The sequence below is a fragment of the Massilia sp. ST3 genome (assembly GCF_018119405.1).
Classification (GTDB): Bacteria; Pseudomonadota; Gammaproteobacteria; order Burkholderiales; family Burkholderiaceae_D; genus Telluria.
The window spans coordinates 13,469-35,591 of sequence record NZ_JAGPWC010000019.1 but is presented as its reverse complement, the minus strand read 5'-3'; the positions used below and the strand labels follow the sequence as shown (position 1 = coordinate 35,591).

Annotated in this window: 16 protein-coding genes and 1 tRNA gene; 5 read left to right on the top strand and 12 right to left on the bottom strand. The window is 67.4% G+C overall.

Annotated elements, in window-relative coordinates:
• The first annotated feature begins 41 nt into the window (after positions 1-41).
• Positions 42-4,523, top strand: a complete 4,482-nt coding sequence (locus KBW98_RS08815; protein WP_211519749.1) for a PAS domain-containing protein — start codon at positions 42-44, stop codon at positions 4,521-4,523.
• Positions 4,520-5,443, top strand: coding sequence for a diguanylate cyclase domain-containing protein (locus KBW98_RS08810; protein WP_211519748.1), 924 nt, complete (start codon positions 4,520-4,522; stop codon positions 5,441-5,443). Before KBW98_RS08815 ends, KBW98_RS08810 begins: the two co-directional genes overlap by 4 nt.
• Before the next feature lie 117 nt (positions 5,444-5,560).
• Here KBW98_RS08810 and KBW98_RS08805 read toward each other — a convergent pair whose 3' ends face one another.
• From KBW98_RS08805 to KBW98_RS08755, 11 genes are all read right to left on the bottom strand, one after another.
• Positions 5,561-6,016 (bottom strand): MaoC family dehydratase, encoded by a 456-nt coding sequence (locus KBW98_RS08805; RefSeq protein ID WP_211519747.1) that lies wholly within the window; start codon positions 6,014-6,016, stop codon positions 5,561-5,563.
• Positions 6,009-6,476, bottom strand: coding sequence for a MaoC family dehydratase (locus KBW98_RS08800; RefSeq protein ID WP_211519746.1), 468 nt, complete (start codon positions 6,474-6,476; stop codon positions 6,009-6,011). The genes KBW98_RS08805 and KBW98_RS08800 overlap by 8 nt, the downstream gene beginning before the upstream one ends.
• On the bottom strand, positions 6,473-7,615 hold the full coding sequence (locus tag KBW98_RS08795; protein WP_211519745.1) for an acyl-CoA dehydrogenase family protein: 1,143 nt from the start codon (positions 7,613-7,615) through the stop codon (positions 6,473-6,475). The genes KBW98_RS08800 and KBW98_RS08795 overlap by 4 nt, the downstream gene beginning before the upstream one ends.
• Positions 7,616-7,624: 9 nt before the next feature.
• Positions 7,625-8,815: an acyl-CoA dehydrogenase family protein gene (locus KBW98_RS08790; protein ID WP_211519744.1), complete on the bottom strand. Its 1,191-nt coding sequence runs from the start codon at positions 8,813-8,815 to the stop codon at positions 7,625-7,627.
• A gap of 139 nt (positions 8,816-8,954) precedes the next feature.
• Positions 8,955-9,647: a PEP-CTERM sorting domain-containing protein gene (locus KBW98_RS24065; protein WP_211519743.1), complete on the bottom strand. Its 693-nt coding sequence runs from the start codon at positions 9,645-9,647 to the stop codon at positions 8,955-8,957.
• Positions 9,648-10,144: 497 nt separating this feature from the next.
• The gene (locus KBW98_RS08780; protein ID WP_211519742.1) at positions 10,145-12,418 is read right to left on the bottom strand and encodes a carboxy terminal-processing peptidase; all 2,274 of its coding nucleotides are present in this window, start codon (positions 12,416-12,418) and stop codon (positions 10,145-10,147) included.
• Positions 12,419-12,593: 175 nt separating this feature from the next.
• A complete protein-coding gene (locus tag KBW98_RS08775) occupies positions 12,594-13,175 on the bottom strand; it encodes a hypothetical protein (RefSeq protein WP_211519741.1) in 582 nt (193 codons plus the stop codon).
• 15 nt (positions 13,176-13,190) lie between these two features.
• Entirely contained in the window at positions 13,191-13,742 is a 552-nt protein-coding gene (locus KBW98_RS08770; protein ID WP_211519740.1) for a thymidine kinase, read from the bottom strand.
• Positions 13,743-13,808: 66 nt separating this feature from the next.
• Positions 13,809-14,366: a sugar O-acetyltransferase gene (locus KBW98_RS08765; RefSeq protein ID WP_211519739.1), complete on the bottom strand. Its 558-nt coding sequence runs from the start codon at positions 14,364-14,366 to the stop codon at positions 13,809-13,811.
• Positions 14,367-14,392: 26 nt separating this feature from the next.
• Positions 14,393-16,648, bottom strand: coding sequence for a penicillin acylase family protein (locus KBW98_RS08760; protein WP_211519738.1), 2,256 nt, complete (start codon positions 16,646-16,648; stop codon positions 14,393-14,395).
• 27 nt (positions 16,649-16,675) lie between these two features.
• Complete coding sequence (locus KBW98_RS08755; protein ID WP_211519794.1) at positions 16,676-17,467, bottom strand: hypothetical protein; 792 nt, start codon at positions 17,465-17,467, stop codon at positions 16,676-16,678.
• Between the two features lie 218 nt (positions 17,468-17,685).
• Between KBW98_RS08755 and KBW98_RS08750 the strand changes: the two genes are divergently transcribed.
• Positions 17,686-17,772: transfer RNA gene (locus tag KBW98_RS08750), tRNA-Leu, on the top strand.
• A 183-nt stretch (positions 17,773-17,955) separates the two neighbouring features.
• Here the strand turns inward: KBW98_RS08750 and KBW98_RS08745 are convergent.
• Positions 17,956-18,801 carry a hypothetical protein gene (locus KBW98_RS08745; RefSeq protein WP_211519737.1) on the bottom strand — a complete coding sequence of 282 codons (846 nt, stop codon included), beginning with the start codon at positions 18,799-18,801 and terminating at the stop codon, positions 17,956-17,958.
• A 533-nt stretch (positions 18,802-19,334) separates the two neighbouring features.
• Between KBW98_RS08745 and KBW98_RS08740 the strand changes: the two genes are divergently transcribed.
• Entirely contained in the window at positions 19,335-20,183 is an 849-nt protein-coding gene (locus KBW98_RS08740; protein ID WP_211519736.1) for a universal stress protein, read from the top strand.
• A 1-nt stretch (position 20,184) separates the two neighbouring features.
• Positions 20,185-21,972 carry an alpha/beta hydrolase gene (locus tag KBW98_RS08735; protein WP_211519735.1) on the top strand — a complete coding sequence of 596 codons (1,788 nt, stop codon included), beginning with the start codon at positions 20,185-20,187 and terminating at the stop codon, positions 21,970-21,972.
• Positions 21,973-22,123 lie beyond the last annotated feature (151 nt).

Here is a 22,123-nt window from a genome sequence, read left to right as displayed (position 1 = left end):
GCATCGCGGCGCCCCGCGCCGCATTGCCCGAGGGAGGCCCGTTGCCGTTCAACCGCCCATCGCTGCCGACGATCCGTTCCAAGCTCTACACCCTGGTCCTGGCCTGCGCGCTGCCAATCCTGATCGGCTACATCGCCCTGGCGCGCGACGCCGCGGTGCGCGAGCGCTCGCACGTGTCCGAGGATGCGCAGACCGTGGCCGAGGTGCTGGCCGCGGCGGTCGATCGCGACCTCGACGGCGGCGAGACCGCGGCCCGGGTGCTGGCCAATTCGGCCATGCTGGCCAGCGGCGAGCTGCAAGCCTTCCACGCCGGCGCGCGCCAGCTGCTGCGCCCCGAATTTCCGGCCCAGGGCTTCATGCTCAGCGGCCCCGACGCCCTGCCCCTGCTGCACACCCGGTTCGCCTACGGCGCGCCGCTGCCGCCGCTCGGCAATCCGGACGACATCCGGCGCGTGTTCGCCACCGGCGACACCGTCGCCTCCGGGCTGCACGAGGCCGAAGGCGACCAGCCCTATGCACTCTCGGTCGACGTTCCGGTCTGGATCGAAGGCAAGGTGCGCTATGTGCTGTCGGTGCTGTTGCGCCCGCGCCGCCTGACCGACCTGCTCGAGAGCCAGCACCTGCCGGAAGGCTGGGTGGCCGAGATCTACGACAAGCGCCTGCTGATGGTGTCGCGCAGCAGCGACCCGAGCGCGCACGTGGGCTCGCCCATGGCCCCGGCGCTGGCGGCCGAAGTGGCCAGGCAGGAGCGCGGCATCATCCTGCTGGGCGCCGGCAACGAGGCCGGCTTCGCCGCCTATGCCCGCTCGCCCAAGCACGGCTGGGTGGTGACGATCCGCTATCCGCCGAACGCCGCGCGCGAGCTGCTGGGCCACTCGCTGACGACCACGGTGATCGCGATCTGCGTGCTGCTTGTCATCAGCCTGGGGCTGGCACGGGCCCTGGGCGGCGCCATCGCGCGCGCGGTGCAGGCCCTGGCCGGCCCCGCCGAAAGCCTGGGCCGCGGCGAACCGCTGGCCCTGCCCCCGCCCGAGATCAAGGAAGTCGACAAGGTGGCGCGCGCGCTGCGCCGGGTCGACGCCGAACTGCAGGCCTACCGCACCCGCCTGGAAACCCTGGTTGCCGAGCGCACCGCGGAACTGGAACGCTCCAAGGCCCAGCTCGAGATCGTGTACGCCTCGGCCCCGGTCGGCCTGTGCTTCATGGATACCGGCATGCGCGTGGTGATGATCAACGACTACCTGGCCGAGATCAACGCCCAGCCCGCGCGCGCGCACATCGGGCGCACCCTGCCGGAACTCCTCGGCCCCGTCGGCAGTACCTTCGAGTCGGGCTACCGCCAGGTGCTGGAAACGGGGCGCCCGCTGCTGGAAGTCGAGGACACCGGCGAAGTGCCCTCCACGCCGGGCCAGCCGCGCCACTGGATCTCGAGCTACTACCCGGTGTGGGGTCCCGAGCACCAGCTGATGGGCGTCAACGCGGTGGTGCTCGACATCACCGAGCGCAAGCGCCAGGAACAGCGCAACCGCGACAACGAGGAGATGTTCCGGGTGCTGTTCGAGGGTTCCAGCGACGCCCAGGTGCTGCTGGCCTTCGGCGCCGGCTTCGTCAGCGCCAACCCGGCGGCGGCGGCGCTGTTCGGTTTCTCCAGCCCGGTGCAGCTGCTGAACGAGTCGCCGGTCAGCACCTCGCCGCCGGTCCAGCTGGACGGCCGTCCCAGCGCCGACGCGGCCATGGACTACATGCGGCGCGCGATCGACACCGGGCGCTGCCAGTTCGAATGGCTGCACAAGCGCGTGGACGGGAGCGTGTTCCATGCCGACGTGCTCCTGAGCCGGGTCGACATCGGCGGGGCCGGCATGATGGCGGCCACGATCCGCGACATCAGCGCGCGCGTGGCTTCCGAGAACGCGCTGCGCGCCGCCAGCGAGCAGCTGGCCCAGCGCGAGCGCTTCCTGCGCACCGTGACCGACAACCTGCCGGCGCTGGTCGGCTACTGGGACGCCGAGCGGCGCTGCCGCTTTGCGAACCGGCCCTACCTCGACTGGCTGGGACGCAGCGAGGAGGATGCGCTGGGGCGCACCGCGGCCGAACTGCTGCCGGCCGAGCAGCTGGCCCAGATCAGCCCCTTCCTCGACGGCGTCCTGGCCGGCACCCCCCAGACCTTCGAGCGCACCTTGTCTCGGCCGGGCGGCGCTTCGATCCATGCCCTCAGCAACTTCATTCCCGACATCGACGAGCACGGCGCCGTGCGCGGCTACTACATGCTGCATGCCGACGTGACCGACCTCAAGCAGACCCAGTCGCAGCTGGTCGAGGCCCTGCACCAGGCCGAGGCCGCGAGCCGCGCCAAGGGCGAGTTCCTGGCCAATATGAGCCACGAGCTGCGCACACCCATGAACGCCATCGTCGGCCTGGCGCGCCTGCTCGAGGAAGGCCAGCTGGGGCGGCGCGAACGCGGCTACGTGTCGCGCATGCAGACGGCCGCCCGCTCGCTGCTGGGCATGCTCAGCGACCTGCTCAACTTCTCGCGCATCGAATCCGGCCAGCTGGTGCTGGAACGCACGCCGTTCGCGGTCGACGGCCTGCTGTCCAGCATCGCGGTGCTGACCGCGCCCAACGCCTGGGCCAAGGGTGTGGAACCGGTGTTCGCGGTGGCGCCGGATGTGCCGCCCACCCTGCTGGGCGATCCGATGCGCCTCGAGCAGGTGCTGCTCAACCTGGTGGGTAACGCCGTCAAGTTCACCGAGCGCGGCGAGATTGTGCTGGCCGTGCGCGTGGTGCGGCGCGAGCACGCGCAGGTGGAGCTGGGCTTCTCGGTGCGCGACACCGGCATCGGCATCGCGCCGGAGCAGCAGGCGCGCATGTTCGACGCCTTCTCTCAGGGCGACAGTTCGACCAGCCGCAAGTACGGCGGGGCCGGCCTGGGCCTGGCGATCGCGCGCCGGCTGGTCGAGCTGGCCGGCGGCCGCCTGGGCGTGACCAGCGCCGCCGGCGCCGGCGCCGACTTCCACTTCACCCTGCCCTTCGTGGTGGTGGAGGACGAGCGTCCCCTGCCGCGGGGAGCGGGCCGCCCCTTGCGGGTGCTGGTCGCGGATGACAACGACAGCGCCCGCGCGGCCCTGGCGGCGGCCTGCGCCGCCTTCGGCTGGAGCGTGGACGGCGCCGCCGGCGGCCAGGCAGCCCTGGCGCGCCTGCGCGCGGGACAGGCTTACGACCTGGCCTTCCTGGACGGCGCGATGCCCGACCTGGACGGCGTCGCCGTACTGGCGGCCGCGCGCGCCGAGCAACTGGCCTTGCCGCCCACCTGCCTGCTGGTGGCCGACCCGGACGCCGAACGCCTGTCCGAGCTGGCCGGAGAGCTGCAGTTGGGCGCCGTACTCGGCAAGCCCTTCACCCTGGGCGGCCTGCGCGAGGCGGCCGACCGCCTGCTCGGCGCAGGCCCGGCGGCGGCGCCGGGACATGGCGCGCCCCTGGTCGCGCGCCTGCAAGGGCTGCGCGTGCTGCTGGTCGAAGACAATCCGATCAACCAGGAGGTGGCCGGCTTCATCCTGACCCACGCCGGCGCCAGCGTCGACATCGCCGGCAACGGCCGGGTGGCGGTCAGCATGCTGGGCGAGCGCGCCGACTACGACGTGATCCTGATGGACGTGCAGATGCCGGTCATGAACGGCTACGAGGCGGCGGCGGCGATCCGCCAGGCCGGCCTTTCGATTCCCATCGTGGCGATGACGGCCAATGCCATGGACGAGGACCGAGAACGCTCGCTCGCGGCCGGGATGCAGGCTCATTTGCCGAAGCCGATCGACGTCGACGAGCTGGTGGCCACCCTCGAGCGCATCGCACCGCGCGCGTCCGCAGCACAGGATGGGACCGGCGCGGCGGCGACACCGGCCACCCAGGCGGAAGCATCGAGCCCGGTGCCGATGCACCTGCCCGGCATCGACCTGCAGGCCACCCTGCCCCGCTTCGGCGGCAGCTTCGAGCGCTTCGCCGCCGTGTTTGCGCGCTTCATCGACAGCCGCACGGCCACCCTGGCCGAACTGCGGATGCTGACCGATGCCGGCGACCGCCATGCGGCCCAGGGCGTGACCCACCGCCTGCGCGGCGTCGCCGCCAACCTGGGCGCGGTCGACGTCGCGCGCACGGCGCACGAGCTGGAACTGGCGCTGCGCAACGAGGACCACCCGACCGTGGTGCTGCGCCTGGCGGAGCTGGCGGCCGCGCTGGATATCGCGGCCGCGGGCGCCCGCGAACTCGACGACCCCGAGCGCCAGCGGGCCCTGGCGGCGCCGGCGGAAGGCGACGGCCCGGCCCTGCACGATTCGCTGGCGCGCCTGCTTCAACTCCTGGAGAATAACAACATGAAGGCTCTCACCCAGTTCGATGCGCTGCGCCCGGCGCTGGCGGCGCATGCCGGCCAGGACGCCGCCGCCCGCCTGGCCGACGCCGTCGGCACCCTGCGCTTCGGCGAGGCGGCCGTCCAGGTGCGCGAGCTGCTGCAGCGAAAGACACAGGCATGAGCTGGACCGAAATGGCCCTGAACGGGCGCATCCTGATCGTCGACGACGCCATGGAAAACGTCCAGATCCTTCACGGCGCCCTGCAGGACGAGCAGGAAGTGCTGTTCGCGCTCGACGGCCCGCGGGCCCTGGAGCTGGCACGCACCCAGCACCCCGACCTGATCCTGCTCGACGCCGTGATGCCCGGCATGGACGGCTACGCGGTGTGCGCCGCCCTGCGTGCCATGTCGGAGACCAGCGACATCCCGGTCATGTTCGTCACCGCCCTCACCAGTCCCGAGGACGAGACCCGGGCGCTGGGCGCCGGCGCGGCCGACTTCATCACCAAGCCGGTGAACGCCGCCGTGGTGCGGGCCCGGGTGCGCACCCAATTGACCGTCAAGCGCCAGGCCGACGCCCTGCGCGCCCTGACCCTGACCGATCCGCTGACCGGCGTGGCCAACCGGCGCGCCTTCGACGATCGCCTGGAGGCGGAATGGCGGCGCTGCGCGCGCGCCGGCCTGCCGGTGTCGCTGATCCTGGTCGACGTCGACCACTTCAAGCTCTATAACGATCATTATGGCCACCAGGCCGGCGACGCCTGCCTGGTGCAGGTCGCGGCGGGACTGCGGCGCGCCGCCGGCCGCACCCACGACCTGGTGACGCGCTATGGCGGAGAGGAATTCGCCATCCTGCTGCCACAGCTCGATCCGGCCGGCGCCGAATGCGTGGCGCGCCGCCTGCAAAAGGAACTGGCCCAGCTCGACCTGCCCCACGCGGCCTCGCCCACGGCGCCGCGCCTGACGGTCAGCATGGGCCTCGCGACCCAGGTGCCGGGCGAAGGCCAGGCAGCCGCGGCGCTGCTGGCCGCCGCCGACGCCCAGCTCTACGAAGCCAAGGCCGACGGCCGCAACCAGTACCGCGTGGCCTTGCAGGACTAATTGTCCTCGAGCGACTGACAAAACCCCCAGGCGAAGGCGCATGGCCGACGACAGTACGCCTGTACGGCAAGTCGACACAAGGCAGCGATGAGGGTGTTGTCAGGCGCTCGAAGCGCTTCAGGCGTAGCAGCGCACGAGAAACTCGGCCGTGCACACGGGCCGGCCGCCGCTCTCGGATTCAACCGACGCATTCCAGCGCAGCTGCAGGCCTCCCCGCACGGGCTCCGCCTCCGCCAGCGTCCAGCGCGCCCGCACCCGGCTGCCTGCCGGCAGGGGCGCCACGAAACGGACCTTGTCCAGGCCGCAGTTGACCCCCATGCGCATCCCGCCGATGGAAATCGCGCTCTCCAGCATGGCCGGCAGCAGCGACAGGGTCAGGAAGCCGTGCGCGACCGGGCCGCCGAAAGGCGACTCGCGCCGGCAGCGCTCCGGGTCGACGTGGATCCACTGGCGGTCGTCGGTCGCTTCGGCGAAGGCGTCGATGCGTGCCTGGGCCACCTCGAACCAATCCGACACGGAGACCTCCTGGCCGGCCAGCGCGGCCAGCTCCTCGAACGGGATTGGCCTAGTCATGGCTGCCCTCCCGAGGACGCCGGCCGAACATGCCCATGCCCTCGACGGTGCAGACTTCCTCGCCGTGCTGGTTGGTGGCGATCCACTTCGACCACACCACGCCGCGGTCCGGCTTGGAGGCGGAGGCCTTCACCTGCTGGGTGATGTAGCGCACGCGCAGGGTGTCGCCGGGGTGCAGCGGCCGGATCCAGCGCACCTTTTCCAGGCCCGGCGAGCCCAAGCTCGAAGCGGCGCACATCATGCCGTCGACCACCATGCGCATCATCATCGAGCAGGTGTGCCAGCCGCTGGCGATCACGCCGCCGTAGATCGAGGCCGCGCCGGCCTCACGGTCGACATGGAAGGGCTGCGGGTCGAAGTCGCGCGCGAAGGCGACGATCTCCTCTTCGGTGACGATGCGCTCGCCCAGGTCGATCTCCTGGCCCGGATGGAAGTCCTCGAAATACCATTGCACGCTCATGCGGCCGCCTCCGCGAAGCCCGGCAGCGCCGCGAAGCGCGCCAGGTGATGGTCGCTGTCGCCCAGGGTCAGCTCGATCATGGCCAGGCGCTTGAAGTAGTGCGACGCCGGCAGCTCGTCGGTCACGCCCATGCCGCCGTGCAGCTGGATCGCCTGCTGGCCGATGAAGCGCGCCGCCTGGCCGACACGGTACTTGGCGGCCGACACCGTGCGGCGGCGCTCGTCCGGGTTGCCTTTGGCCAGGCGCACCGCTGCCAGCAAGGCCATCGAACGCGCCTGCTCCAGGTGGATGACCATGTCGGCCATGCGGTGCTGCAGGGCCTGGAATTTCGCGATCGGCACCCCGAACTGCTGGCGCGTCTTGAGGTAGTCCAGGGTCGTGTCGAACAAGGCCTGCATTGCGCCGAGGGCTTCCGCGCACAGCAGGCCGGCGCCGTAGTCGGCCGCCGCCTCCAGGATGGAGCCGCCCTCGCCTTCGCGGCCGATCAGGCTCGACTCCGGAACCACGGCGCCGTCGAAGCGGACATCCGCTGCGCACATGCCGTCCAGAGTGCGGTAGCCGGTGACCGTGACGCCCGGTATATCGGCCGGGACCGCGAACAGGCTGATGCCCGCGGCGTCGCGCTGGCTGCCGCTGCCGCGCGCCGAGACCACCAGCACGCCCGCAGCGGCGCCATGCAGGACCGCCTTCTTTTCGCCGTCCAGGCGCCAGCCGCCGTCCACTCGGGCTGCGCGGGTGGCGATGTCGTTCAGGTCGTGGCGCGACTGGCGCTCGCCCAGCGCACAGGCCAGTTTCAGCTCGCCGCCGGCCACCTTGGCCAGCAGCTCGCCGTGCGCGCCGCCCAGGCGCAGGAACTCCGCGCCCAGCACCGTGGCCAGGTAGGGCTCGACCACCAGGCCGCGGCCCAGCTCCTGCATCACCACGAACATGTCCACCGCATCGCCGCCGAAGCCGCCGTGCTCCTCGGGTACCGGCAGCGCCGTCATCCCGAGCTCGGCCAGGGTGGCCCAGGCGCCGTCGTCGACGCCGCTCTCCGAGCGCACGATCGCGCGGCGCCTCTCGAAGTCGTAGCCGCGCTCCACCCAGCGCCGCAGCGCATCCGCGAACTGGAGCTGTTCTTCCTTGAAATCGAAGTTCATCGTGTCCCCTTACAGCCCCAGGATCATCTGGGTGATGATGTTGCGTTGGATTTCGTTCGACCCGCCGTAGATCGAGGTCTTGCGGTAGTTGAAGTAGTACGGCGCCAGCGGCGCAGCCTCGTCGTCGCCCGCGATGCTGTGCGCGCGTTCGCCCTCGAGGTAGGCAGGGTCGAAAGGCAGGGCCATCGGGCCCGCCGCTTCCAGCATCAGCTCGGTCAGGGCCTGCTGGATGTCGGTGCCCTTCACCTTCAGCACCGAGGCTTCCGGCCCCGGCGCCTGTTCCGCGCGCGCCAGCACCCGCAGCACCGTCATTTCCAGCGCCATCAGCTCGATCTCGACGCCGGCCACCTTGGCCGCGAACAGCGGGTCCTCGATCAGCGGGCGGCCGTTCTTGTGCTCGCGGGCGGCCAGGCGCTTGACGAAGGCCAGCTCGCGCTTGGAACGGCCGACGGCGGCAATGCCGGTACGCTCGTGGCCGAGCAGGTACTTGGCATAGGTCCAGCCGCGGTTCTCCTGGCCCACCAGGTTGGCCACCGGCACCCGCACATTGTCGAAGAAGACTTCGTTCACCTCATGGTCTTCGTCGAGCATGACGATCGGGCGTACCGTGACCCCGGGCGCGTGCATGTCGATCAGGAGGAAGGAAATGCCCTCCTGCTTGCGTACGCCGGAATCGGTGCGCACCAGGCAGAAGATCATGTCGGCGTGCTGGGCCAGGGTGGTCCAGGTCTTCTGGCCGTTGACGATGTAGTGGTCGCCGTCGCGCACGGCGGTGGTCTTGAGCGAAGCCAGGTCGGAGCCGGCGCCGGGCTCGGAATAGCCCTGGCACCACCAGTCCTCGCAGGACAGGATGCGCGGCAGGTAATGGTCTTTCTGGGCCTGGCTCCCGAAGGCCATGATCACGGGCGCGACCATGTTGACGCCGAAGGGCAGGACCGGCGGCGTGCCCGCCAGCGCGCATTCTTCCTCGAACAGGTGGCGCTGCACGGGTGTCCAGCCCGGACCGCCGTATTCCTTCGGCCAGCCAGGGGCAACCCAGCCCTGGGCGGCAAGGATCTTGTGCCAGCGCACGTAGTCGTCCTTGCCCAGGCGGCGATGCTGGCGCACCTTCTCCTGCAAGTCTTTCGGCAGATGGGAATCGAGGAAGGCGCGGACCTGGTCGCGAAAGGCCAGGTCCTCGTCCGTGTAATGCAGATCCATGTCGTCTCCTTGTTATCGTCGCCCGAAAAGCACGATCGTTCACAAGAATTGTACATGAATAAAGATTGCCGCCAAGGGGGATTGCGCACTGGGCGCAGTGCCAGGAACGCAGGGGCGGCGCCTGCGTTCCCGCTTTTTCTTACTGCTTGCGGCGGCGGCCGGCCAGCGAGAAGGCGCCGGCGACACCCGCCAGCATCAGCGCCACGGTCGACGGTTCAGGCACTTCGGCCGGCTGCCCAACTTCGTCGGCGCCCTGGCCAATGTCCGAGCCCTGGCCCGGGCTGGTGTCCTGGCCGGCGCCCGCACCCGGGATGGGACCGACGCCAGGCGCGGTGCCGCTGCCGTTGCCCAGGCCAGGCTTGCCGCCGCCGGCCGGCGGAGTGCTGCCGGTTGCGCCACCGCCCATATCGACACCGACGTCCACGCCGCCGCCCAGGTCGACCTGGCCCGGGTTGGTATCGATGATGGTCACGCCGTCATTGGTGTTGACCACCGACTTGTTGTTGCCCAGGCGGGCCGCCAGGGCGCCGTTGTCCGAGCCGATCAGGTAGCTGCCCTGGATACCGTTTTCGAAACGGAGCTGGGTACCGTTGCCGAGACTGGCGCTGGCTTTGCCGAACAGCACGTCTTCCAGGCTGGCGCTCGCGCCGCCGGTGGTATGCGAGATACCGCCAATCAGGTTCACGTTGCCGCCCAGGGCGCCGGAAGCGATCACGTCGGTTCCGTTACCGGTGGTCCAGTTGGTCAGGAAGCTGGGGGCCGTGACGACTTCTGCGTGGGCAACACCCGCGCTGGCGAGCAGCGCAGCTACTACAAGGCGGCGGATTGACATGACATTAACTCCTTTGAGGTTGATCGGTTATTTTTATTGCAACTATGAAGTCATCGTAGCACAAATAAAAAAAGATCAATCTTTGCAAGGAATAAATTGTGCGTCGCTAATTACTGTTGAGTTGTATTACGCGCATGCCAAGCGAACGTATAGATGAGCATGAACCTGCTTCTGTTCTTGCCAAATGAAGAAACTGAACCGCATCTCCACCTCGTACAACAAAAGAACATTAATTCCGAGCAATACGCCATTGCGATCACAGGCGTTCTTTAGCCGATAGGCACGGGAGCGTCTGTTAGGGATTTAACATACCGCGACATAAAAATGCTTGTCGCACATATATCGTCGTCAGGAAATTTCGTTGAAGAAATAATATCCCTCGGGACAGGCACTGAGCCGGCAAACAAGCCCTGTGGCCCTGCCGCACCAATGAAAAACGGCCGCATCCCGAAGGACGCGGCCGTTGTTTTCAGACAGCGCAGGCGCGCCGGCGGCGGTCAGTTGCCGCGCGTCGAAGCCATGTAGGGCATGGCGCGCGAGGCCATGCGGGTATCGGTCTTCAGCATGCCAACCTCGTCGGCCAGGATGTTGGCTGCCTCCTGCAGCAGCACGTCCTTGGCGTCCTTGGCCGCCTTCTCGGCCGCCAGCTCGGCCTGGAGGTTGCGCTCGTCCGCCTGCAGGCCGTCGTCCTGGCGCGGCTGGCCGCGCAGGGCCACCACCGACTTGGCCGGCTTGGCCGAATCCGGCACCTTGGCGCGGGCTTCCTTGCCGCCCGGCGCACGCGCCGGTTCGTCGGCCACCGTGCCGTTCACGCCGGCCAGGCGCGCTTCACGCAGCTTGGCGCGGGTATCCTGGGCGTCGCGCTCCTTGCGGCGCACGGCTTCGTTCAGCGAGATCGCGTTTTCCTTGCGCAGCTTCAGCACTTCGGAAATGTCTTCCTGCAGGAACTGGAACTCCTTGTCCTTGGCGATGCGCGCCTCGTGGCGCTTCTGCAGCGGGCCGATCAGCTCCTTCAGGTCGCCCGCCGGCAGGTAGGTGGCCGGCTTGATCGCCACCCAGGGCAGCGCGTTGTCATACGAGGACTCGCCGAAGTTCTCCAGGTCGGACAGCACCGGCAGCTTGATGTCCGGGGTCACGCCGCGCAGCTGGGTAGTGCCGCCGTTGATGCGGAAAAACTGTGCGATCGTCATCTTGAGCTCGCCGTAGCGCACCTTCTCGCTCTGCGAGAAGCGGTCCAGGTCGATCAGGGTCTGGACGGTGCCCTTGCCGAAGCTGGGCTCGCCGATCACCAGGCCGCGGCCATAATCCTGGATCGCGGCCGCGAAGATCTCGGACGCCGAGGCCGAACCGCGGTTGATCAAGACGCCCATCGGGCCGTCCCAGGCCAGGCCGGGGGTGGTGTCGCTTTCGACCTCGACACGGCCTTCGGCGGTACGCTGCATCACCACCGGACCCTTGTCGATGAACAAGCCGGTCAGCTCGATCGCTTCGATCAGCGAACCGCCGCCGTTGTTGCGCAGGTCGATCAGGACGTTGTCGACCTTGTCCTTCTTGAGTTCGCCCAGGATGCGCGCCACGTCACGGGTAGCGCTGCGGAAGTCCTTGTCGCCCTTGCGACGCGCCTCGAAGTCCAGGTAGAAGGTCGGCAGCGAAATCACGCCGATGCGGCGCTCGACGCCATTGTCCTTCACCTTGATGATGGATTTCTTGGCAGCCTGCTCTTCCATGGAAATTTTCTTGCGCACCATCGACACGGTCACGTGCTTGGCGTCCGGGCCGCCGTCGCCGGGGATCACGTCGAGGCGGACGGTCGAGCCCTTCTCGCCGCGCACCAGCGCGACCACGTCGTCCAGGCGCCAGCCCAGCACGTCGGTGAAGGGCGCATTACCCTGGGCCACGCCGACGATGCGGTCGCCGACCTTGAGCTTGCCCGACTTGTCGGCCGGGCTGCCCGGCACGATCTCGCGGATCAGGGTGTAGTCGTCGCGCGACTGCAGCACCGCGCCGATGCCTTCGAGCGACAGGCGCATCGAGATGTCGAAGTTGTCCGCCGAGCGCGGGCCCAGGTAGTTGGTATGCGGTTCGATCGCGGTGGCGTAGGCGTTCATGAACATCTGGAACACGTCTTCGTTGTTCAGCTTCTTGATGCGGCTGACGTAGTTCTCGTAGCGCTTGTCCAGGGTTTCGCGAATCGCCTTGTCTTCCTTGCCAGCCAGCTTCAGGCGCAACCAGTCGTTCTTGACGCGCTTGCGCCACAGGTCGCGGATCTCGTCTTCGGTCTTGGCCCAGGGCGCCTTTTCGCGGTCCAGCTGCAAGGTCTCGTCCGTGGTGAAGTCAAACTTGCCTTTCAGCAGCTCACGCGCATAGGCCATGCGTTCGGTGAAGCGCTGCTGGTACATGTTGTAGATCGCAAACGGAACAGCCAGGTTCTCGCTGTTGATCGCGTCGTCGAGCTTGTTGCGCTGGGGCGCGAACTGGTCGACGTCCGCCTGCACGAAGTACAGCTTCTCGCTGTCGAGGGCCTCGAAGTAGTTGTCGAAGATCTTGCTCGACATCGCATCGTCCAGCGGCATGGCCTTGTAGTGGTAGCGGCCGAGCACGCGCGACGCCCATACCGCCGCCTGGGTCTGGGCGGCGACCGGTTTCATCTGCGAGGCGGGAGTGGAAGGGGCGATGGAGGCAACCGTGGGCCCGGTCTTGTCGGGCTGGGCGGTCACCACATGGGCGGACATGGCGAAGGCCAGGGCGGCGATGAACACGTGCTTCTTCATTCTTCGTTTCTCCGAAGGGATACTGTTGCGGTTGCGGTGCGGCCCTGGTGCCTTGGGACGTGCCTGCGGAGCCGGTCAAACCGCGCTTGCGGCCCATTCTACAGGAACGTACTGGCAAGCAGAGCGGCATTGTGCGCGCCAAGAGCCCAGGCTTAAGGCTGGCATAAGCCAAGCATTAGCCTTTGACAAGGGCGAGCAGCTGGCCATGAAAGCAATAGGCTCCGGCGCCCAGCGCCAGCAGCGGCACATAGGGCCAGGACCTGGCCGCCAGGCGCCAGTCCACCGGCGATGGCCAGAACGACAAGAACTGGGGCGCCAGTACGAACATGAGGGCGAGGTCCAGCGGTTCAAAGACCCAATCGTGCCGCGTGCGCCACCAGGCCACGGCAAAAGGCAACAGCAGCACCAGCAGCGGCGCCAGCGCCGCCGGCGCCGCGTTGTACCAGCGCAGGTTGGCGAAGGTGACCGAGCCCAGTTCCCAGTTGTGGCCCTTGCCGGGACGCGGGATGCGGCGCGGCACCACGCTCAGGCCGACCGGTTCGGCATTGGTGAGCAGGCCGGCCGAGAAGTGCGCCAGCTCGTGGCACAGGGTGCCGGCGGCGGTGAACAGGAAGAAGAAGGGATGGGCGCCCGACCCGATCCAGAACAGGAAGGCCAGCGCCGCCGAGGGCGCCAGGTAGAGCAGCACCGCTCCCGGTCCGCCGGGGGCGCACACGGCCGCCGGCAGCCAGGCCTGGCAAGCGCTCAGCAGCGCCATTGCTTCTGCATACGCCTAGTTGGAGTAGAAACAGCGGCCGCAGGCCTGGCGGTAGCTTTCGTTGCCGCCAATGCTGACCTGCTCGCCTTCCTTGATGCGGCGCCCTTCGGCGTCGACCCGGATGTTCATGGTCGCCTTCTTGCCGCAGGTGCAGATGTTCTTGATTTCCTCGATGTCGTCGGCCAGCGCCAGCAGGTAGGCCGAACCCGGGAAAGGCTCGCCGCGGAAGTCGCTGCGCAGGCCGTAGCAGATCACCGGCACGCCGCGCACCTGGGCCAGCTGGTGCAGCTGCTGGACCTGGGCGGTGGACAGGAACTGGGCCTCGTCGACCAGCACGCAGGCCACGGCCGGGGTCTCGTCCAGGAAATTGGTTTCCGGGCCGAAGGTGTCGACCTGGCGCTGGGGCCCCAGGCGCGAAGTGATCAGCCCGACTCCGTAGCGGTCGTCGATGACGGCGGTGTAGAGCTTGACCTTCTGGCCCTGCTCCTCGTAGTTGTGCGCCACCTGCAGCAGTGCCGTCGATTTGCCGGCGTTCATCGCCGAATACCTGAAATAGAGTTTAGCCACTGCGCGGTCCTGCCTGAATCTGCGATGAAGTAGGGGAAACGAAGGATGCGATTATAGCAAGCGAAACTAGCCGGCGGCCAGCTCCTGGGCGGGATTGCCGGCCACGCTGGTGCCCGCCGCCACGTCGTGGGTGACCACGCTGCCGGCGCCAACGATGGCGTCGTCGCCGATCGTGATACCGGGCAGGATGATGGCCCCGCCGCCGATCCAGACATTGCTGCCGATGGTGACCGGACGGCCCGATTCGACGCCGGTGCGGCGCCGCGCCGGGTCGCGCGGATGGTCGGCGGTGTAGATGTGCACGCCGGGGCCGATGCGGGTGTCGTCGCCGATGGCGATGCGAGCGACGTCGAGGAAGACGCAGCCGAAGTTGACGAATACCCGCGCGCCGAGCCGGATGTTCCAGCCGTAGTCGCAATGGAAAGGCGGGCGCAAGATGGCGCCCTGCCCCGCCTGGCCGAAACGCTCGGCCAGCAAGGCTTGCCAGGCCTCGACCGGTTCGGCCAGCGCCGCGTTGTAGCGCGCCAGCCAGGCCGCGGCGGCCGCCTGCTCGGCGCGCAGCTCCGGGTCGCCCGGGTGGTAGGGCCGGCCGGCCAGCATCTTCTGCTTTTCGCTCAGGCCCATCGCCTCACCATCCTCTTATTGGCCCCTCATTGTCCCGGATTGTAACGGCGTTCGAGCGCCTTCTCGATGTCCTCCTTGTAGAACAGGACATCCTTGAACTCCCCGCGGCTGTACATCTCGGCCTGGTCGCTGAAGTGCGGCGAGCGCGGGTCGCCGCTCTGCCCGCCCGCCAGGATACTTTTCGCGCGCACCCGTGGGCCGAACTCGACCGCCGCCACGAAGCTGTTGCCGCGGTCGCCGTAGATGCGCTTGGTCTTCTGCTTGGCGACCATGCCGAACGAGGCCAGCGAACCCCAGTTGGCCGAGGCGAAGGCCACCGGCCAGCTCGGCTTGCTGTCGTCGTATTGCTGGTCGACGGCGCCGCTGATGCGCTGGAAGCGGTTGATCTCGCCCCAGGGCGTGCGCCAGTCGCCGAAGTCGGCCTGCAGCTTGCTGGATGCGCGCGCGAGCGAGGCCAAACGCTCCTCGCCGTTCAGGCTGGACGTGATGTAGTCGACTGCCGGCGTGCCCTGGGCGCGGGCGCGCGCGCCATGCTGGGCCACCATATCCTGGCCCCAGTAGATGGCGAGCGAGGTCGGCACCGAGGCCGCGGCGTAGCGCAGGTCCCAGTTGCGCAGCACCGCCACCTGCTCGCCCAGGCCCGCCTTGCGCGGGTCGTCCGCCGGCAGCGCGTCGTAGTCCTTGAACAGCTGCGGCAGCAGCGGTTCGAAAGCGGTCAGGTGGCTGTCGTAGGCCGCCGCGATCAGGCTGTCGACGGTGAAGTCCTTCGCGTCCTTCAGCACGCGCTCGGCGTGGCGGCCGCGCGCGTTCTCGGGCAGCGACCACATGTAGTCCGGATAGTCCTGGCGCTTCGGGCTGCTCGCGCCTGCGCTGCTGAAAGGCCAGTTGTTGGTGTTCGAGATGTAGCCGCTGGCCGGATTGAACAGGGTGATGGTGTCCTTGATCTCGTGCAGGCCCTGCCACTCGGTGGCCGGGTTGCTGCCGTCCACCGGCTTGCTCCAGTCGAAGCGCGGATCGCGCCTGGGGATGAAGTTGCCGTGGAAGTAGGCGATGTTGCCGTCGGCATCCGCATACACCGTGTTGTTGGACGAATTGGTGCGCAGCTCCATGGCCTTGTAGAAGGCGTCGTAGTTCCTGGCCTTGGTGCGCGTGTACGACTGGGTCAGGGCCTTGAGCGGCTCGTCCATCATCTTCACCGCCACCCACTTGCCGTCCTGGGCGCGCACCACCGGGCCGTGATGGGTAAAGTAGGCCGTGACCGTGCGGCTGGCCATCGCGCCGCTTGCGGTCTTGTAGGGCAGCACGATAGGGACCGCGCGCACCGGGCGCTCGCCGTCGCCGTACTGGTAGACGAACTTGCCGTCGCGCTCGCGCACGGTCTCGAGGTACTCGTCGATCACGTCGCCGCCGCCGGACGTATGCATCCAGCCCAGCCTGTCGTTGAAGCCCTGGTAGATGAAGAACTGGCCCCAGGTCACGGCGCCGTAGGCGTTCAGGCCCTCTTCGCTCACCATGTGCACTTCCGGCCGGAAGTAGAACGAGGTATGGGGGTTGATCATCAGCAGTGCATGGCCGCCCTTGGTCAGCCGGGGTGCGATGGCGAAGCCATTGGAGCCGCGCGGCTCGGGATCGAAGCCCTTGGCCGCGCCGAGCGCAGCCAGCGCCGGCGCGGGGCGCTTGCCGTAGAAGCGCTCCAGCTCCTTGAGATCGATCGACTCGATGTCGCCGCCGATGCTGCCTTCGCTGAAGGCAAGCGCCATCCAGGGCTCGAAACGGGTGATCAGCTTGGGCTTCACCTCGGGATGGGTATGCAGGTACCAGTTCAGGCCATCGGCGAAGGCGTTCATCAGCTGCTGCAGCCATGCCGGGCTGGCCGCGTACTTGGCCTTCATGCTCTCCGGCTGGATGTACATCTTCATGCGCAGGTCGCGCCAGATCTCCTTCTCGCCCTCGATCTCGGCCAGGCGCCCCAGCGCGTTGATGTAATTGAGCTCGACCCGGTTGAAGTCGTCCTCCGCCTGCGCGTAGATCATGCCGAACACCGCATCCGCGTCGGTCTTGCCGAACACGTGGGGGATGCCCCATTTGTCGCGCAGGATGCTGACCCGCTGCGCCGCCTGCTGCCAGCGCGCCACGTCGGCGGCGCCGGCGCCTTGTTTGCCCGTTTGCTTGAGCTCCTGCTTGCCGGTTTCCCTGGCGGCAGCTTCGGCCGGGGCGATGAAACCGGCGGCCAGCAGGCCGGCGCCCAGCAGTATGGGGGTGAAGCGGTAGGGTGCGTGCATGTGGTCTCGTCTCCTGGAGGGATGTTCTTATGCGTCCTGCCCGCCGTGCGCGGCCAGGCGCTGCTTCAGCACTTCGTTCTCGGTGAGCAGGGTCGCCACGCGGTCCTTCAGGGCCGCGACCTCGGCGCGCAGGGCGGCCTTCTCGTCGACCGGTTCTCCTTCCGGCGTTTCCTTGCGCGGCCGGCTGGCGGCCTTCTGCTCGCGCACCTGGCGCGCCGCCTGCTGCAGTTCCTTGCGGCCGCCGGCCACGGCGGCGATCTGGACCGCTTCGGGCAGCTGGGCCACGTTGGCGGCGGCGTTGATCGAGATGGTCCCCTGGCGCACCGCCTCGCGCAGCTGGGGCGTGGCGGCCTTCTGGATACGCTCGATCTGGCTGATGGTATTGCTCGACACCCGGGCCGCCCGCGCGATGTCCTCGCGCGTGTTCCAGGGCGGGCTGGCATCTGGCGCCGGGTCGTTCTTGTCGCCGTCCTCCGCAGCCGGCTTGTCCACCACGCGGGCGGCATGGATTTCCTTCTTGCGCAGGGCGAGCACGCCGCGCTGGAAATCCGACACGCTGCGGCGCGCCAGGTGGTTGTCGATCATCCAGAGCATCACGTCCTCGAGGGAGGTGAACTTGTCGTTCTGGACGGTGCGGAAGTCGATGCCGTGCTTGCGGCAGATCTCGTAGCGGTTGTGGCCGTCGATCAGCACGTCGCCCCATAGCACCAGCGCGTCGCGGCAGCCTTCCGCCAGCAGGCTGCGTTCCAGGGCGGCGTATTCGATAGGGGTAAGCGGGTCGACGAAGGATCGCAGTTCGTCGTTGATCGTGATGTTCAAATGGGGGTCCTCATGCTTGCTGTTCGCCTCGGCGGCGTCGCCGTGCATGCTACACCATCCTTTGCCACCCTTCCAATGTCGGGGCGGGTGTCAATACGCCGGCGGCGCCGACGGTGTCGAGCGCCAGCTACGCTCCGTGTGAGCGGAGTGCTGGCAAGTTCACCAAAGTTGCTGTAATGATCCTAAGGGAACACGCATGTGCTAGAATGCCGCCCGCTGCCCGGATGGTGAAACTGGTAGACACCGGGGACTTAAAATCCCCTGCCAGAAATGGCGTGCCGGTTCGATTCCGGCTCCGGGCACCAGTATACAAACGACCGACGGAAGCAGCTGTGGAGGAGATAACGGCGTTCCTTCCACGCCATGGCGCCTGGATTTCGCATCGATGCCTTTATCTCACTGCCAGCGACGATCTCACGATTGCCCCGACTGAGCAGCACGACCTTCCTCACTCCTTCTCGGCGCCTTCCGTCAGGTCGAGGCAGCGGTCAGCGCATCGGAATGCGATGGCAGAATCCCGACAAATCGGGAAGGCTGAAACGTTTTATGTCCGGGACGCCAGCGAACAGTCTTGGACGGTGTGTTTTCAAATCCGACAAGCGCTTAGCCAATTCCGGTTTCATGCTGTCTACCATCCTCAGGTAACAATCCAGTTCAAGCGTGTCTTCCCGAATAGTGAGGCCAGCAACAACTTGTCCGTCTCTCGACCCTGCAGCGTGACAGTTCATACTGTGACAGAGCAGCCCCGTCGAGCTTGGCCAGATCGCTTCGATTTCCTTGAGCGCTTCCCGTCTCGAGTGAGTCGACCAAACGGTGAACGTTCCCTCGACAATTCGCTCCCACATTGGCGGATGCTTCGGATACGGCAGCCCAAGCCAATACTGGCGCGCCGCGCGTTCCCAGTCCGGTCGTAACGAACCATCGCCCGCGATGATTTCATCAATCCAGTTCGCATCGACTCTGGAGGTTTTTCGCGCCGACACGCCAACATCTGCCATGTACTCGCACTGAAAGTGCCCTCCCCATTTGTCGATCTCCCACAGTTGGGCAATGCTTTCAAGCTCGTCGAATACGAACAGTCCTCGCAATCTTGAAACTTCGTGGGGCGCGACTTGTTTCCGCACCCGCTCTAATTCGAACTCGGCTCGAATCCGGTCGGCTGATGAGTTGCGCAGCATAGAAGCCAGCGCGGTTGAGACGACAAAACCGTCTACCTCGTCGGAAAACATATCTGCAGAGTCGAAGCCGCCGCGGGCAATATTCCATATCACTGGAGGATAATGGTGGTCCAGATAGACATGGGCTTCGAATACCGTTCGATCAGAATAGAGCATGCTGGGCCGGTTAAAGTCGAGGTGTGTTGATGGGTTCGCAAGGCATGCATCCCATCACCTCCGAACAATGCCCGATGTGATGCAGTTGCTGAATAATACAGCGGGTAATCCGGAAAAAAAAAGAGCCGCTGCCCATGTTGCCGGCAGCGGCCGAATCCTCAGCGGAGCTGAGATTGGAGACACAAAGAGAACCGACCACTCGCGCCGGTACGATACCAAGATAGGGCTCGACTTCACCGCTACAAGGGCATTTTTCGGTAATCCATGCCGCGTCAGCACGTAAGTCTAGTCGGACATTAAGCCGACAATACTGCCCGGAAACTCATTCATCCGAGGCCAGGCTTCATCTATCAGGGTCCTTTGACCCATATCAATCGCATTACTGACACGCATCAGGCAAAGGAATACATTGGCATCAGGGTGATCCAAGCAGTCATGGGGCGCCCGGCCAGATTCCTTTGCAGACCCGGCGCGCCGGTCCTATCGGAAAACAGGCCGCACGGGTCCGCCAACCCGTCACGAAAGGAGCGAGCATGTACAAGACCATCGTGGTGCATGTCGACGGCAATCCGGAGGAGGAAGCGCGGCTGCGCGCCGCTGCCAGGCTCGCAGGCGAACACGCGGCCCACCTCGTGGGCAGCGCCGCCACCGGTATTTCCTGGCTCGACTACGCGCTGCTGACCGGCTCGATGGGCGCGCCGATGATGCCCGAATCCGATTTCAACGGCGTGCGCGAGGCGGTCCAGCTGCGCCTGCAGCAGTTCGCCACCACCGCCCATCGCCTCGGCGTCGCTTCCTATGAGACTCGCATGATCGAGGACGACGCGCGCTACGCACTGCTGCTCGAATCGCGCTACGCCGACCTGGTGGTGGTCAGCCGCGCGGCCGAATCCGCGCCCGCGCCCGGCCTGTCGACGCCGGTGCGCGGCCTGCCGGAGTACATTGCCCTGCATGGCGCCCGCCCGGTGCTGGTGGTTCCGCCCGGCTGGCCCGACCTGCCCCTGGACGGCCCCGCGGTAGTCGGCTGGGATGGCAGCGTGCAGGCGATCCGCGCCATCGCCGCCGCCCTGCCCCTGCTCAGGCAGGCGGCGTCGGTCAAGTTGACCCTGGTTAATCCCGAGTCGATGGCCGACCTGCATGGCGAGGAGCCGGGCGCCGACATGGCGCTGCACCTGGCGCGCCATGGGGCCAAGGTCGATGTGGTGCTGGAGCATACCCGCGACAGTCCCGGCGACGCCTTGCTGGCGGTGGCCCGCGGCGCCGGGGCCGGCCTGCTGGTGACCGGCGCCTTCGGCCACAGCCGCTACCGCGAGTTCGTCCTTGGCGGCGTCACCCGGGCATTGCTGGCGCGCAGCAACGTCCCGCTCCTGATCGCGCACTGACATGGCCCCCGATACCGTTCCCGGGGCCCGCCCGGAGTCCGCCGGCACCACGCGGCGCCTGGAAGCCAGTTCCTGGCAAGGCGGCGCGCGGCCCCGCTATCCCGAAGCCGACGTCGGCCATGCGGTGGCCGACCTCATGCTGTCCGCCTGGCTTGGGCGCCTTACCGGCTACCTGTCGCCCGGCGCCCTCGGCGTCGCCTGGTTCGACTGGGCCTGCCACCTGGTGCTGTCGCCGGACAAGCAGCACGAACTTCTCACCCAGGCCGTTTCGAACGCCCAGCGCTGGGTCACCTACGCCAGCGCCGGCGGCGCCGATCCCGTGCGTCCGCTGGAACAGGACAAGCGCTTCGCCGACCCCGCCTGGCAGCAATGGCCCTGGCACCAGCTGAGCCAGGCCTTCCTGCTGACCCAGCAATGGTGGCACCGCGCCACCGCGGGCGTGCGCGGCGTCTCGCCCCACCACTCCGACGTCGTGACCTTCGTTGCGCGCCAGTTGCTCGACTGCGTGGCGCCCTCGAACTTCGTCGCCACCAACCCCGTCGTGCAGCGCGCCGCTGTCGAGAGCGGCGGCCTGAACCTGCTCAACGGCAGCATGCGCGCGGCGCGCGATGCGCGCGAGGCATTCTGCGGCCATGTGCGCACGCCCAGCTTCCGCCCGGGACGCGAAGTGGCGGCCACGCCGGGCCGGGTGGTGATGGCGAACCGGCTGATCGAGCTGCTGCGCTACGATCCCGTCACTCCAGGCGTGTACGAGGTGCCGCTCCTGATCGTGCCGGCCTGGATCATGAAGTACTACATCCTGGACCTGTCTCCGCACAACTCGCTGGTGCGCTACCTCGTCGAACGGGGCCACACCGTCTATATGGTGTCGTGGAAGAACCCGCAGGACGCCGACCGCGAGCTGTCGATGGAGGACTACCGCCGCCTGGGTGTGATGGCCGCCATCGACGCCATCACCGAGCAGACCGGGGCGCCGCAGATCAATGCCGCCGGCTATTGCCTCGGCGGCACCCTGCTGGCGATCGCGGCGGCAGCCATGGCGCGCGACGGCGACCGGCGGCTGGCCAGCATGTCGCTGCTGGCGGCCCAGGTCGACTTCGCGGAACCGGGCGAGTTGTCGCTGTTCATCGACGACAGCCAGGTCAGCTTCCTGGAAGCCACGATGTGGCAGCAGGGCTATCTCGACACGCGCCAGATGGCCGGCGCCTTCCAGTTGCTGCGCTCGAACGACCTGATCTGGTCACGGCGGCTCAGGCACTACCTGCTCGACATCCCGGACCCGGAAACCGACCTCATGTCCTGGAACGCGGACGCCACCCGGATGCCTTACCGCATGCATTCGGAATACCTGCACAAGCTCTTCCTCAGGAACAGCCTGGCCAGCTCGCGCTATCTGGTGGGTGGGCGGCCGGTGGCGCTCACCGACATCACGGCCCCGATCTTCGCGGTGGGCACCCTGACCGACCACGTCGCGCCCTGGCGCTCGGTGTACAAGATCATTCCGCTGAGCGATACCGAAATCACCTTCGCCCTCACCTCGGGCGGACACAATGCGGGCGTGGTCGCTCCACCAGGCAGTCCCAACCGCACTTACCAGATCGGGGTGCATGCCCATGCCGATCCTTATATCGATCCGGACAGCTGGCAGGCGCGCACCGAGCAGCTCGAGGGGAGCTGGTGGCCCGCTTGGGAGCAATGGCTCGCGCGGCGCGCAGGGCCGCGCGTCGATCCTCCCGCGCCCATGCCGGACCGGCCTCCCGCGCCCGGGTCCTATGTCTTGCAGCCGTGATCGCGCGGGCGCCCATGCGATGGTCCCGATAATCCGCCCTCGGCTGCTACTTTGGATAGAGAAAAGTTGCCACTCCCTACCGTACGCACCGCCGCGCGGCCGCTGACTTAGAATCTTCGAGGCTGTTACCGCTATAGGCCGAACAATTGTG